Raw genomic sequence first — 13,554 nt, forward strand, 5'->3', positions numbered from 1 at the left:
AGTACTGGCGACAGGTGTGGAACGGAACCGTCACCGAACGTTTCCGAGGCCGGATGCCGGGTTTCCCGCCGCGTTGTGCCACTCTCGAGGAATGAGCACGTCCGAGGCGGTGGGCGCCGGTGACTCGCACCGTCGGTCGGCCGTACACACGCGCCGCGCGGAGCTGTTGGACCGGCTGTGCGAGCTGTTCCTGGCGGAGGGCTTCGCGCACTTCACCCTCGACGACCTGGCGGGGCGGCTGCGCTGCTCGAAGTCGACGCTGTACACCTTGGCGAGCAGCAAGGAGCAGCTGTCGGTGCGAGTGGTGGGGCACTACTTCAAGCGCGCGACCGCGAACATCGAGCGGCGTGTCGAGACCGCGACCGACGTGCGTCTGCGGATGCGCGCGTACCTGGACGCCGCGGCCGAGGAGTTGCGTCCGGCCTCGCGCCGGTTCATCGACGACATGGCCGCCAATCCCGCGACCAGGGCCACCTACGAGGCCAACGCCGCGGCCGCGGCCGACCGGGTCCGCTCCCTCATCAAGGAGGGACTCGACCGGGGAGTCTTTCGCGAGGTGGACGCAGCACTGGTCGGCGAGATGGTCGGCCTGACGATCACCGCGATCCAGCGTGGTGAGATCGGGGAACGCACCGGGCTGAGCGACGCCGAGGCGTTCGCGGCCCTGTCCCAGTTCCTGGTCGGCGGCCTGTCCGCTCCGCAGGGGCCGGGCGGTGAGACACGACACGCACACACTACGGAGGAAACGTGATCGTCATCTGCGGTGAGGCACTGGTCGACCTCGTCCCGGACCCGTCCACGGACAGCGGCGAGCTGGGGCCGCTGCACCCGAGACTCGGTGGTGGTCCGTACAACGTGGCGATCGCGCTGAGCAGGCTCGACGTCGCCACGAGCTTGCTCACCAGGTTGTCCGCCGATCAGTTCGGGGACAAGCTGCTCGAACGACTGCACGCCTCCGGGGTGGACAGCAGCCTGGTGGAGCGGGGTGCGGAACCGACCACGCTGGCCGTGGTGGGGCTCGGCGCGGACGGTTCGGCACGCTACAGCTTCCACACCGAGGGCACGGCGGGAAGATTCGTCGCGGACCCGGGACCGTTACCGGACGAGGTGACCGCGCTGTCGTTCGGCACGTTGTCGTTGCTGCTCGAACCCTGCGCGAGCGTGTACGAGAAGATACTGCTGCGGGAGGGGAGCCGGGGACGTTTCGTCGCGCTCGACCCGAACATCCGGGCCGACCTGATCGACGACGCCGAGTCCTACCGGCGGCGCTTCGCCGGCTGGCTGCCCGGTGTCAGCCTGCTCAAGCTCTCGGTCGAGGACGCCGAGTGGCTTGCCGGCGGGAGCGGGACGGACCTGACGGAAACCCTGCGGAGCTGGCAGCGGGCGGGGCCGGCCGCGGTGGTGCTGACCCGGGGCGGTGACGGACTGGCCGTGCTGACCGGTTCCGGTGAGCTGGTCGAGGTGCCGGGGGTCGACGCCGTCGTCGCGGACACCATCGGAGCAGGTGACACGGTGCAGGCCGCGCTGCTGGCCTGGTTGCACCACAATGACGCGCTCTCCGCGGAGGCGGTCCGCGAGCTCGGTCCTCAGCAGTGGGAGCAGGCACTGCGCTTCGCCGCGTCGGCGGCGGCGATCACGGTTTCGCGCCCCGGAGCCGAGCCGCCCCACCTCGCCGAGCTCGGTTGAGCCGAGTGGGTGTGATCACTCCGATGAGAACGGGATTGTGATCGGTGAAGAGTGGGTGATTCACTCGAAAGTGGCTGTCCGTTACCCGACCGGAAGCCCGTTCGAAACAACCCGTTGTGCTGTGTCCCAAGCAAGGGGGTTGTTCGTTGGGGCGGTCGCCGGAACGGGCGGACGAGTGGCGCCGGTGGTAGCCGGGATCACATCGCGGCCGCGTGGTCGCGGGTGAAAAGGATGTGATCGTGGTCCCACCTGGCCAAAACGGCTAACACGGCTGCTGCGCGAAAGGCCCGAAGCGGTCTAGCGTGACACCTGACAGGACCCCGATGGGGTGGTGCTGCGGCGGTTCGGCGACTTCCGGCCGGCGCGCGCTCGACCAAGGCGGCCCGGACCGCTTCGGCGGGCGAGCCACGTCGGTCGTTGGCAACGGCTCCACCCCTGACCGAGCGCGAGAGGTTCGAAGAATGCCCGACGACGCGACCGCCAAACGTACCGTCGCGCTGCGCTACGACGCTGGCGAGCACGAGATGTCCGTGACACCGTCCACCGCGGGTTCCCCCGGGGTGAATCTCGACAAGATGCTGGCCAAGACCGGTATGGTGACGCTCGACCCGGGCTTCGTCAACACGGCGGCCTGCTCGTCGGATATCACCTACATCGACGGTGAGGCAGGCATTCTGCGCTACCGGGGTTACCCGATCGAGCAGCTCGCGGGCAAGTCGGACTTCATCGAGGTCAGCTACCTGCTGATCTACGGTGAGTTGCCCACCCAGCAGCAGTACGATCAGTTCTCCCAGCGCATCCAGCGGCACACCCTGCTGCACGAGGACCTGCGGAAGTTCTTCGACGGCTTCCCGCGCGACGCGCACCCGATGCCGGTGCTGTCCTCGGCGGTTTCGGCGCTGTCCACCTTCTACCAGGACAGCCTGAACCCCTTCGACGACAACCAGGTCGAACTGTCCACGCACCGACTGCTGGCCAAGCTGCCGACCATCGCGGCCTACGCCTACAAGAAGTCGGTGGGCCAGCCTTTCCTGTACCCGGACAACTCGTTGGGCCTGGTGCAGAACTTCCTGCGGATGACCTTCGGTTTCCCCGCGGAGCCCTACGAGGTGGATCCGGCGCTGGCCCGCGCGCTGGACATGCTGTTCATCCTGCACGCCGACCACGAGCAGAACTGCTCGACCTCGACCGTGCGGATGGTGGGTTCCTCCGAGGCCAACCTGTTCGCCAGCACCTCGGCCGGCATCAACGCCCTGTTCGGTCCCCTGCACGGCGGTGCCAACAGCGCCGTGCTGGAGATGCTGGAGGGCATCCGCGCCGAGGGCGGGGACGTCGACTCCTTCGTCGAGCGGGTCAAGAACAAGGAGCCGGGCGTGAAGCTGATGGGCTTCGGCCACCGGGTCTACAAGAACTACGATCCGCGCGCGAAGATCATCAAGCAGACCGCCGACGAGGTGCTCGACAAGCTCGGCGGTGACGACCCGCTGCTGGAGATCGCGCTGAAGCTCGAGGACAGGGCGCTGTCCGACGACTACTTCATCGAGCGCAAGTTGTACCCGAACGTGGACTTCTACACGGGCCTGATCTACAAGGCGATGGGCTTCCCGACGAAGTTCTTCACGGTGCTGTTCGCGCTCGGCCGGCTGCCGGGCTGGATCGCGCACTGGCGGGAGATGCTCGTCGACCCCGAGCGTCGGATCAGCCGTCCGCGTCAGGTCTACACCGGCCCGACCGAGCGCTCCTACGTCCCCATCGACCAGCGCTGAATCCTTTTCGGAAACGGTGCGAGGGTGGGCGGTGTTCGAAACCGCCCACCCTCGCTCGTTCGAGGAACGACTCCGCCGCCGCACGGCCGCTCCCGGGGTGGCGCTCCTGGGGTGTCGCTTCGACGCGGCGCCCGAAGAGTAACCGCGTACCCGACGTGAGTGGTTACCCAGTTTCGCGCGAAACCGGGAAAGCCTACGTCGCGCGCAGGGCCTCGGTGATCTTGACGCGGGCGCCGGTGCGCAGCACGGCGTTGCGGTAGATGCGCCCACCGAGCCACAGCAGTCCGAGGGTGGCCACCACGATCAGCACCAGCGAGGTCGCGATCTGCCAGACCGGGGCGACCCCGAGGGCGATGCGCATCGGCATCAGCATCGGTGAGAACCCGGGGATCAGCGACAGGATCGCACCCACCGTGCTGTCCGGGTTGTTCGGCAGGATCGTGACCCCGACGAGGAACGGCGCGATCAGGGCCATGACGACCGGGGTGACCACCCCCTGAAGGTCCTCCTGCCGCGAGACCAGGGACGCGGCGGCCGCCATGATCGTGGCGTAGAAGAAGAAACCGAGCAGGAACCACACCAGCGCCCACCCGAGGGTTCCGGCCAGCGCCGTGGACGGCAGCGTCATCACCCCGGCGGCGCTGACGGCCACCAACCCGGCTCCGGCGGTGAGGACGAACTGCAACAGCCCCGTCAGGCCGATACCGAGCACCTTGCCCGCGAGCAACTGACTCGGGCGCAGCGTCGACAGCAGCAGTTCGACCACGCGGCTGGACTTCTCCTCGACCACGCCCTGGGCCACCATCTGCCCGGAGCTGATCAGCATGAAGTAGAGCAGGAAGCCCGCCGCCATGGCCAGCCCCAGTCGTTGCGCCTGCTGCGGATCGACGGGTTGCAGACTGGTCACCCGCACGTGGACGTCGGAGGTCGAGGCCCGGACCTGGCCGGGGTCGAGCCCGGCCCGGGCGAGTTCGGCGTCGAGCGCCCGCTGTCGGGCCACGGTTTCCAGCGCGGCCCGCAGCTCCTCGTTCGCGTCGCGCTCGACGACCAGTTCCGGCGCGTCCGGGGCACCGGTGACCAGCGCGTCCAGTTCGCCGGACCGCACCATTCGCTTACCCGCTCGCGGGTCGTCGACCAGGCGATCCTCGATCGACACGTCCAGTGACTCCGACACCGCGGTCACCGGTCGCACCATCGTCGTGGCCTGGCCGGTGAATCCGACCGTGCTGGTGGTCGACCCCTGCCCGACGAAGAACATCACCAGCGGATAGGCCGCGATGATCGCGATCATGACCAGGGTGCCGATCACGAAGGACCGGGTCCGCACCCTGGTGTCGAGTTCACGGCGAGCGACCAACCACACCGAGCGCAGCGCTCTCGGGTCCGTGGAGCTCGGGTGCTGAGCCTCGGTCATGCTGCGCTCTCCTCGGTGACGGCGTTGCGGAACAGCTCGGTCAGCGCGGGCCTGTACCTGGCGAACTCCCGGACGGGACCGGTGGCCATCGCCGCGGCCAGCACGGCCTGGTCGTCGGCGTCGTCGGACAGCTCCAGCCGCGTGCGCCCGGACTCGACACCGAGCTTCCGGACGCCGGCCGTCCCCTCGGCCCAGTCGGCCGGAGCGTTCGGGACGTCCACGAGCAGGGTGGTCGGTCCGCTGTCGCGGAGCTCCTCGACGGTGCCGTTGGCGACCATCTCCCCCTTGCGCACGATGCCGACGCGGTCGCACAGCCGCTGCACGAGGTCGAGCTGGTGGCTGGAGAACACCACGGGCACTCCCGAGTCGCAGGCATCGCGCAACACCTGGCTCATCACGTCGACCGCGACGGGGTCGAGCCCGGAGAACGGCTCGTCGAGCACGAGGATGTCGGGCTCGTGGACCAGGGCCGCCGCCAGCTGCACTCGCTGCTGGTTGCCGAGGCTGAGCTTCTGCACCTCCTCGTCGCGGCGTTCGGTCAGGCCGAGCCGGTCGATCCACCGGTCGGCGGCCTCGCGCGCCCCGTGTCGGGACATGCCGTGCAGCTCACCGAGGTAGGCCAGCTGCTGGGCGGCCCTCATCTTGGGGTAGAGCCCGCGCTCCTCGGGCATGTAACCGATGCGGCGCCGCATCCGCAGGTCCAGCGGCGCGCCGTCGAACCGCACCTCGCCGGAGTCGGCGGCCAGCACGCCGAGCGCGATGCGCATCGTCGTCGTCTTGCCGGCTCCGTTGCTGCCGACGAATCCGAACATCTCTCCCGCGCGTACCGAGAACGTCATGTCCCGCAGGGCGGTGACGTTTCCGTAGCGCTTGGAGATTCTGTCGATCTCCAACACGCTCTCAGGCACTGATGCCTCCTTCGTCGTTTCCGGCCCTGTCCGCGGGCCGATCGGGGTTCTCGAGGTCCTCCGGATCGTCGTCCGGCATCCGCCAGGCCAGCAGCGCCGTCGGTACGGAGGCGGCCAGCAGGATGCAGGCTATGAGCAGGTACGCGGTGCGTATCGCGATGAGCGGATCGTCGTGATTGAAGATCAGGTAGAAGACGATCAGTAAGTTCGCGGTGCTCAGGACGGAGAGGGAGACGAAGCTGAGCCTGTTGCGGACTTCCACTTCACGCTCGTCGAGCAGGGCGACGATGGCCTCGGCGCTAGCCGTGGTGAGTACGCGCAGGACGAGCCAGAACGGGTACCAGACGGCGAGTACGGCCAGGTAGACCAAGCTCGTGACCGGGTTGTCCCAGTCCAGCGTCAGGGTCAGCACGATCAGCGCGAGCGGGACGGGCAGCCAGAGCGCCACCAGTGCCCGACGCCGCGGTCGAGTTCGCCAACTCGGCAACCGCTGCGCCATCCTGTGACGCCGTTGCTCGCCGCGTTGCAGGGCTTCGGCCCAGGCCTGGTGCATCCTGCTCATGACTGCTCCCCCTGGTGGTAGATCTGGTTCGACAGCGGTGCGAACGGTTCGCGGTTGAACACCGCCTCCACCGGCAGCCCGAAGACCTCGCAGAGCCGGAACGCCAGGTCCAGGCTCGGGTAGTGGTCGCCGCGCTCCAGGGCACCGATGGTCTGGGGATTCACCTCGACCGCTTGCGCGAGCTGCCCCCGGGACATGCCGTGCTCGGCGCGCAGGACCCGCAACCGGTTGTGGATCGGTTGGTCCTCACCACGTCGTATCGGACTCACCTAACGGAGTGTTGCAAAAACACAATACAAAAGCAAGAATCCCTTTCGTCTTCGTGCTGGTCGGCACTTCCGTGGTGAACGGACCGTTCGGGCGGTGTGAGTGCCCGAACGGTCCGTTCACCCTTTGGGATTCGGAGGTGCGAGGCGCGCGCCGAACGCGGGATCGTCAGGTCGTGACCCCGTGCAGGGCACGTTCGACGATGTCGGCCACGGTGGGGAGAGCCGCCGCCCGCTCCGCCGGTGTCAGGCCGATGCGGGTACGGCGATCGAGGACGTCGTCGGTGTCCAGTGCCGCCTCGTGGCGCACGGCCCACAGCACCTCGGCCGCCGTCAGCGGCTGCGAGGGCACGACTCGTTCCTCCAGGCTCGGGTCGAGTTCGGCCAGCGCGTGCACCCGGCCCGCCTCCGTGCCGTAGCGGGTGATCAGTCGTCGGTCCGCCTCGACCTGCTCCAGTCGGGTGCGGTCGGCCGCGCCCACCAGCGGTACGGAGGTGGTGCGGGAGGGTCCCGCGGACAGTCCGGCGGTCCGGATCGCGGTGTCCACGCCCTCGGCGGCCATCCTGCGGTAGGTAGTGAGCTTGCCGCCGACGACGGTGATCACGCCGTCGTCCGAGGTCAGCACCGCGTGCTTGCGGGAGAGGTCGGCGGTGCCGGAGCGGGACAGCGCCGCGGCGAGCCTGCCTCCCGAACGGGGCGGCGTCTCCAGCAGTGGCCGCATACCGGCGAAGGAGCCCAGCACGTGTTCCCGTCCCAGCCGTCGTCCCAGCACCCCGCTAGCCGCCTCCAGGAGGAAGTCCACATCGGATTCGGGGACCTCGGGGACAGAGGGAACGGGACCGTCCACGGGTTCGTCGGTCAGTCCGATGTAGACGCGCCCGTCGGGTTGCGGCAGGCACAGCAGGAACCGGCCGGAGCGCTCCGGCAGCGGTGCGACGAGGGCCGTCGAGGACAGCCCCGTGGCTTCGGCGTCGAGGACCAGGTGGGAGCCGCGCGACGGACGCAGCCGGACCTGGGGCACCAGTTCACCGGCCCACACCCCGGTCGCGTTGACCACCGACCGCGCGTGGACGCGCAGTGACTCGCCGGTGCGGCGGTCGGTCACCTCGGCTCCGGAGCGATCCAGCGTGTTCGCCCGTACCCGGGTGAGGATCCGGGCTCCGAAGCCGGCCGCGGTGCGCGCCAGGGCGACCACCAGGCGCGCGTCGTCGACGAGCTGACCGTCGAAGCTCAGCAGTCCACCACGCAGCCCTTCCTCGCGCAGGCCGGGAACCAGGGCCGTCGCCTCCGCGGCGGGGACGTGACGTGGTGGGGGTAGCAGCTTCGACGAGGTGCGCGCACCGCGCCGCAGCGCGTCGCCCGCGTGCAGCCCACCGGCCATCACCATCTCCGAGCGCCGGGACGTCTCGCCGTGCAGGGGGATCAGCTGCGGCAGCGTCCGCACCAGGTGGGGAGCGGTGTGGCTCATCAGCGCCCCGCGCTCGACCGCGCTCTCCCGGGCCAGCCCGAGCTCGCCGTGCGCGAGGTAGCGCAGCCCTCCGTGGACCAGTTTGCTCGACCAGCGCGACGTTCCCCAGGCGAGGTCCTCGGACTCGATCAGCGCCACCGACAACCCGCGCGCCGCGGCGTCGAGGGCCGCTCCCGCACCGGTGACGCCCCCGCCCACGACGAGCACGTCCAGCCACCGGCCGTCACCGAGCTCGGTCAGCTCGTCGTCCCGCCGCGCGGCGTTGAGCGAGGTCGCGCGCAGTGAGCCCGCGGGAAGCGGAGTGGCGTTCATCGGTCCTCCTCGGCGTCGGGGAACCCGGCGGGCCGCAACGCGGCGTCGAGGTGCCGGGCGAGTTCGTCGACCAGGTCTTCCGGACTCACATCGGTACTCGCGGGACGGGAGGAGAGGACGAACGACTGCGCCGTCAGCACGAGCACCCTGGTCTGGGTGTCCGGGTCACCGTGCCGGATCGAGCCGTCGGCGTGACCCTCGTGCAGGTACTCGCGGACGAAGCGCTCGGCGGCCAACTGGGTGCTTCCGAGCCGCTGGACCAGGTAGGGCAGCAGCATCTCGGCGTCGGTGTCCAGCACCCGCAGCAGCAACGGGTCCGAGCGCAGCGACCGGACGGCCTCCAGGGTGACGGCGACCAGGCGTTGCCGCGCCGTGCCGCGGCCCTCCGCCGCACGGGCCTTCCGCAGGATGCCGGCGAACTCCTCGCCCATCAGCGTCGTGACCACGCTGCGCATGTCGGGGAAGCGCCGGTACAGCGTCATCCGGCTGACGTCGGCCCTGCGTGCTATGTCGGTCAACGTGCTCCGGCGTACGCCGTTGGCCAGCACGCTCTCCCGGGCCGCGTGCAGCAGCACGGCATCGGAGACTCTGCCGGCCGAGCGACGGACCGACCGCTCGCAGGTGCTGTGACGCTGGGACGTCATGTGTAACACTGTACTGGTGAGCGACTCGATCGACCACACCTTGCGAGGAAGCTGGACACAGTCCGGAGCCGGATCGGCACGGCTGTCGGCGCACGCGGTGCGCTGGCTTCGTCAGCGCACCGGCATCGGAGCGGAGACCACCCCGGCCGTGCCGTCGTCGCTGGTCGACGTGCCGGAGAGCGCACTGCCCTCCGCCGCCCGTGCCGACCTCGTGGAGCTGCTCGGGCAGGAGCACGTGCTGACCGAGCCCGCCCAACGTCTCGGGCGCGCGGGCGGCATGTCCTACAGCGACCTGATTCGCCGCCGAGGTGGTCACGACGTGGCCGTGCCCGACGGCGTCGCGGTTCCGGCCGATCCCGAGCAGGTCCAGTTGGTGCTGGAGCTGTGCGTCCGCCACGACCTCGCGGTGGTCGCCTTCGGCGGGGGCACCTCGGTCGTCGGTGGGGTCGGTGCCCTGCGCGGTGACAAGGTGGCGGTGCTCGTGCTCGATCTCGCCCGGCTGAGCCGGCTGATCTCGGTGGATCCCGTCGCGCACGTGGCCGTTCTCCAGGCGGGGACGCGGGCACCGGAAGCGGAGGAGTTGCTGGCCGCGCACGGTTTCACCCTCGGTCACTTCCCGCAGTCCTTCGAACGCGCCACCATCGGCGGCTTCGCCGCGACTCGTTCGGCCGGTCAGGCCTCCTCGGGCTACGGGCGCTTCGAGAGCATGGTCGAAGGGGTGCGGCTGGCGACTCCGGCGGGGGAGTGGCGGCTCGGTACCGCGCCGGCCTCGGCGGCGGGACCGGACCTGAGGCAGCTCGCCATCGGCAGCGAGGGAACGCTGGGCGTGATCACCGAAGTCGCCGTGCGGGTGCGTCCCGTACCGGTGGAGACCCGCTACGAGGCGGTGGTGCTCGACGGTTGGCAGGCAGGAGCCGAAGCCGTGCGGGCGCTGGCGCAGTCGCGCGCGCTCGCCGACGTGACGCGCCTGTCCGACGAGGACGAGAGCGAGGTCCAGTTCGAGCTCTCCGGAGCGGCGAAGTCCCGTGCGCTGCGAACACTTCTTCGGACCAGGAGGATCGCCGAGCCCTGCCTGCTCGTCCTGGGCTGGCACGCCGCCACCCGGCAGGAGCTCGACGAGCGCCGCGAGCGGACATTCCGCGCGCTGCGGAGGTTCCGCTCGGTCGGGCTCGGGCGCAGGGTGGGCGAGTCCTGGCGGGACAACAGGTTCTCGGGGCCGCGTCAACGGGACACGCTGCTGGACCTCGGGGCGTGCGTGGAGACGTTGGAGACCGCCACGTACTGGTCCGGTATCAGCGAGTTGCGCTCCTCGGTGCGGGCGGCCCTGCTGCGCAACCTGGAGGTCGACGGCAGGCGCCCTGTCGTGATGTGCCACATCTCGCACGCCTACGAGACCGGGGCGTCGCTGTACTTCACGGTCATGGGGCTCCGGGACGGCCAGGACCCGCTCGGGCAGTGGGACCGCGCGAAGCGGGCGGCCACCGAGGCGATCGCCGACTCGGAGCACGCGACGGGACGCGGCACGATCACCCACCACCACGCCGTGGGCACCGACCACCGGCCCTGGCTGCGGGAGGAGATCGGTGGCCTCGGCGTCGAGGTCCTCGCGGCGGTCAAGAGGACCGTCGACCCCACCGGCGTCCTCAATCCCGGCAAGCTGATCCCGTGATCGGGGAAACGGCCACGACTCGCCGACGGAAGTCGCTCCGGCGGCTCGACGAGGTTCTCGGTGGTGATCCGGTCATCGATGTCGATCCCGCGGAGGTCATCAGGGCCGACCGCGACGAACGTGACGCGCGGGACGAGGACCGGGCGAACGGTCACGGGTGAGCACCGCCGTCGTCGAGCTACCTCGACGCGCCGCTGACCACCCGGGACAGGGGGCTGCTCGCTCAAGCCGATACTGTGCGCTGTCCCGTCCCGACGGCGGATTCGAAGTCGTGACCCCTCCGGGGCGCCTGCTCGGCCCGAAAGACTCACCGGGAACCGGCTCCGGCTCGTCGACGACTACCTGATCGTGTCGAGTTCGGGGAGTGGTGACCGGTGAGCGTCGAAGAATCCACCACCACGGAGGGCGAAGGGTCCGTTGACCGCCGGGGGCCGCTGCGCCCGCTGCTCTGGCGGCTGCACTTCTTCGCCGGCCTACTGGTGGCGCCGATCGTGCTCTCGCTGGCGGTCACCGGGATCCTGTTCGCCTGGAATCCGCAGATCGAGTCCGCCCTGTACGCCCACGCGCTCACCGCGGTGGCCGAGGGACCGGCGCGACCGCTCTCCGAGCAGGTGGAAGCCGCTCACCAGCGGCATCCCGCGTGGACCGTGCGGGCCGTCGCACCGCCCGCTCACGACGGAGCCACCACGGGAGTGACGCTGACACCGCCGGATGCGGTCTCCACCGCCTCCGCTCCGGCACCGGGGACGGTGACCGTCTACGTCGATCCCGCCTCGGCGCGGGTCACCGGGCGCATCGTGGAGACGCGGCGGCCGTCGGAGTGGCTGCGCAACCTGCACTCCAATTGGCTGCTCGGTCCGACGGCCGAACCGATCACCGAGTTGGCGGCGATCTGGGTGGTCGTGTCGCTGTTGACGGGTCTGTACCTGTGGTGGCCGCGCGGGCGCGCCCGGCGCCGGGCGTTGCGGATGCCGTGGCGCTCGCGGGGGCGCGGGCGGTGGCGCCAGGTGCACACCCTGGTCGGAGCGGGAACTTCCGCGCTGCTGCTCGTCATGGTCGGTACCGGACTGACCTGGACGAACTACGCCGGTGCTTGGGTGGACGCCCTGAAGACGAGCCTGTCGGCCGAGACGCCGTCGGTGTCGCGGGAGCTGGACGGGCCGTCCGGCGCGGCGAACGCCGGTGTCGACGAGGTGCTGAGCTCCGCCCGAGCCGCCGGACTGCGAGCTCCGCTGGAGATCGAGCCCCTGGGCGAACCGGGCCGGGCCTGGACCGCGTCCACCATCGACAACACCTGGCCGATCGAGACCACGACCGTGGCCGTCGACCCCGGCACGGGTCGGGTCGTCGACCGGATCGGCTGGGACGATCACCCGTTGCTGGCCAAGGCCACCGCGCTGGGCATCGATTTCCACCAGGCCCAGCTGTTCGGCACGGTCAACCAGGTCCTGCTCACCGCGCTGGCACTGGCGCTGATCGTGCTGATCGTGGCCGGGTATCGCATGTGGTGGCGGCGCCGCCCGGTGGGCAAGCTCGGTGCGCCGCCCAGGGCGGGACCGTTGCTGCGGACCGTGCCCGTGCCGCTGCTGATCGGATTCGGGCTGCTGATGGTGCTGCTGCCGCTGCTCGGAGCGTCGTTCCTGGTCTACCTGGTCGTCGAACGACTCACCCGCGCGCGGTGGGGAGCGAACCCGTGAGCCTTCTGGGACGCCGTAGCGGCTACTCGGGTAGCGGCTGCCCGACGCCCAAAAGACTCACGGCGGTGTTCACAGGTTGACGAGCATCTTGCCCTTGTTCTCGCCCTGCAGCATGCCGAGGAAGGCGTCCGGGGCGTTGCGCAGCCCGTCCACGGTGGTCTCGTCGTAGCGCAGTTTGTTCTCGCGCACCAGTGGACCGACCTCCTCGAAGAACTGGTGCCTGCGCTCGCCGTGGTCGATCACGATGAACCCGCGCATGGTCAGTCGCTTGGTGACGAACTGGAACATGTTGCGCGGTCCCGGCTGCGGCTCGCTCGCGTTGTACGTCGACACCGCACCGCACGCGGCGATGCGTCCGAAGTCGTTGAGCGAACCGATCGCCGCCTCGAGGTGGTCCCCGCCGACGTTGTCGAAGTAGACGTCGATCCCGTCCGGGGCGACCGACTTCAGCTGCTGGTGCACCGGGGCGTCCTTGTAGTTGAACGCGGCGTCGAAGCCCAGTTCCTCGGTGACGTAGCGGACCTTCTCGGCCGACCCGGCGCTGCCGACCACCCGCGCGGCACCGTGCAGCTTGGCCAGCTGGCCCACCACGGAGCCGACGGCCCCCGCGGCGCCGGATACGAACACCGTGTCGCCCTCCCGGAAGTTCGCGATGTCGAACAGCCCGACGTAGGCCGTCAGACCCGGCATGCCCAGGACGCCGAGGTAGGCGCCGAGCGGAGCGGTTTCGGGGGACACGGCGACGGCGTGCGACTCGCCGACCGTGGCGTACTCGCGCCAGCCGAGCTGGTGCAGCACGGTCTGACCGACGGAGAACTGCTGCGAGTTCGAGGCAACGACCTCACCGACGGCCCCGCCGGACAACGGCTTGCCGATCTCGAAGGGAGGGACGTAGGACTTCGCGTCGTTCATCCTGCCGCGCATGGCCGGATCGACACTCATGATCTTGTTGCGCACCAGGACCTGGCCCTCGCCCGGCTCGCTGACCGGGGCTTCGACGACGTCGAAGTTCTCCCGGGTGGGCCATCCCCGCGGGCGGGAGGCCAGCCGTACTTCCAGGGCCTGATCGGGAACTGCCTGGTCCGTCACCGTGAACCTCCAAATACGAAACTAGGTAGTACCGCAATTCTACCCGCGATGCGTCGATGGTGCGACCGCATCA

General features: G+C 69.8%; 13 protein-coding genes. 6 read left to right on the forward strand and 7 right to left on the reverse strand.

Annotated elements, in window-relative coordinates:
- Nucleotides 1-91 precede the first annotated feature (91 nt).
- The 3 genes from FHX42_RS19980 to FHX42_RS19990 all read left to right on the forward strand — a co-directional run bounded on the left by FHX42_RS19980 (nt 92) and on the right by FHX42_RS19990 (nt 3,452).
- Nucleotides 92-751, forward strand: a complete 660-nt coding sequence (locus tag FHX42_RS19980; protein ID WP_182545957.1) for a TetR/AcrR family transcriptional regulator — start codon at nt 92-94, stop codon at nt 749-751.
- A complete protein-coding gene (locus tag FHX42_RS19985) occupies nt 748-1,686 on the forward strand; it encodes a carbohydrate kinase family protein (RefSeq protein ID WP_182545958.1) in 939 nt (312 codons plus the stop codon). Before FHX42_RS19980 ends, FHX42_RS19985 begins: the two co-directional genes overlap by 4 nt.
- 461 nt (nt 1,687-2,147) lie before the next feature.
- Nucleotides 2,148-3,452 carry a citrate synthase gene (locus tag FHX42_RS19990; RefSeq protein ID WP_182545959.1) on the forward strand — a complete coding sequence of 435 codons (1,305 nt, stop codon included), beginning with the start codon at nt 2,148-2,150 and terminating at the stop codon, nt 3,450-3,452.
- A 193-nt stretch (nt 3,453-3,645) separates the two neighbouring features.
- Here the strand turns inward: FHX42_RS19990 and FHX42_RS19995 are convergent, their stop codons facing one another.
- From FHX42_RS19995 to FHX42_RS20020, 6 genes are all read right to left on the reverse strand, one after another.
- Entirely contained in the window at nt 3,646-4,866 is a 1,221-nt protein-coding gene (locus FHX42_RS19995) for an ABC transporter permease (RefSeq protein WP_235987582.1), read from the reverse strand.
- Nucleotides 4,863-5,774: an ABC transporter ATP-binding protein gene (locus FHX42_RS20000; RefSeq protein WP_328796465.1), complete on the reverse strand. Its 912-nt coding sequence runs from the start codon at nt 5,772-5,774 to the stop codon at nt 4,863-4,865. The genes FHX42_RS19995 and FHX42_RS20000 overlap by 4 nt, the downstream gene beginning before the upstream one ends.
- The gene (locus FHX42_RS20005; protein ID WP_182545960.1) at nt 5,767-6,336 is read right to left on the reverse strand and encodes a hypothetical protein; all 570 of its coding nucleotides are present in this window, start codon (nt 6,334-6,336) and stop codon (nt 5,767-5,769) included. Before FHX42_RS20005 ends, FHX42_RS20000 begins: the two co-directional genes overlap by 8 nt.
- A complete protein-coding gene (locus FHX42_RS20010) occupies nt 6,333-6,605 on the reverse strand; it encodes a helix-turn-helix transcriptional regulator (protein WP_182545961.1) in 273 nt (90 codons plus the stop codon). Before FHX42_RS20010 ends, FHX42_RS20005 begins: the two co-directional genes overlap by 4 nt.
- A gap of 166 nt (nt 6,606-6,771) precedes the next feature.
- Complete coding sequence (locus tag FHX42_RS20015; protein ID WP_182545962.1) at nt 6,772-8,382, reverse strand: glycerol-3-phosphate dehydrogenase/oxidase; 1,611 nt, start codon at nt 8,380-8,382, stop codon at nt 6,772-6,774.
- Nucleotides 8,379-9,026: a TetR/AcrR family transcriptional regulator gene (locus tag FHX42_RS20020; RefSeq protein ID WP_182545963.1), complete on the reverse strand. Its 648-nt coding sequence runs from the start codon at nt 9,024-9,026 to the stop codon at nt 8,379-8,381. Before FHX42_RS20020 ends, FHX42_RS20015 begins: the two co-directional genes overlap by 4 nt.
- Before the next feature lie 16 nt (nt 9,027-9,042).
- Between FHX42_RS20020 and FHX42_RS20025 the strand changes: the two genes are divergently transcribed.
- From FHX42_RS20025 to FHX42_RS20035, 3 genes are all read left to right on the forward strand, one after another.
- Nucleotides 9,043-10,695 carry an FAD-binding oxidoreductase gene (locus FHX42_RS20025; protein ID WP_182545964.1) on the forward strand — a complete coding sequence of 551 codons (1,653 nt, stop codon included), beginning with the start codon at nt 9,043-9,045 and terminating at the stop codon, nt 10,693-10,695.
- On the forward strand, nt 10,692-10,856 hold the full coding sequence (locus tag FHX42_RS20030; RefSeq protein WP_182545965.1) for a hypothetical protein: 165 nt from the start codon (nt 10,692-10,694) through the stop codon (nt 10,854-10,856). The genes FHX42_RS20025 and FHX42_RS20030 overlap by 4 nt, the downstream gene beginning before the upstream one ends.
- Before the next feature lie 213 nt (nt 10,857-11,069).
- The gene (locus FHX42_RS20035; RefSeq protein ID WP_182545966.1) at nt 11,070-12,392 is read left to right on the forward strand and encodes a PepSY-associated TM helix domain-containing protein; all 1,323 of its coding nucleotides are present in this window, start codon (nt 11,070-11,072) and stop codon (nt 12,390-12,392) included.
- A gap of 69 nt (nt 12,393-12,461) precedes the next feature.
- Here the strand turns inward: FHX42_RS20035 and FHX42_RS20040 are convergent, their stop codons facing one another.
- Nucleotides 12,462-13,481 carry an NADP-dependent oxidoreductase gene (locus FHX42_RS20040; protein WP_182545967.1) on the reverse strand — a complete coding sequence of 340 codons (1,020 nt, stop codon included), beginning with the start codon at nt 13,479-13,481 and terminating at the stop codon, nt 12,462-12,464.
- Between the last annotated feature and the right edge of the window lie 73 nt (nt 13,482-13,554).

The sequence above is a fragment of the Halosaccharopolyspora lacisalsi genome (genome assembly GCF_014137975.1).
Taxonomy (GTDB): Bacteria; Actinomycetota; Actinomycetes; order Mycobacteriales; family Pseudonocardiaceae; genus Halosaccharopolyspora; species Halosaccharopolyspora lacisalsi.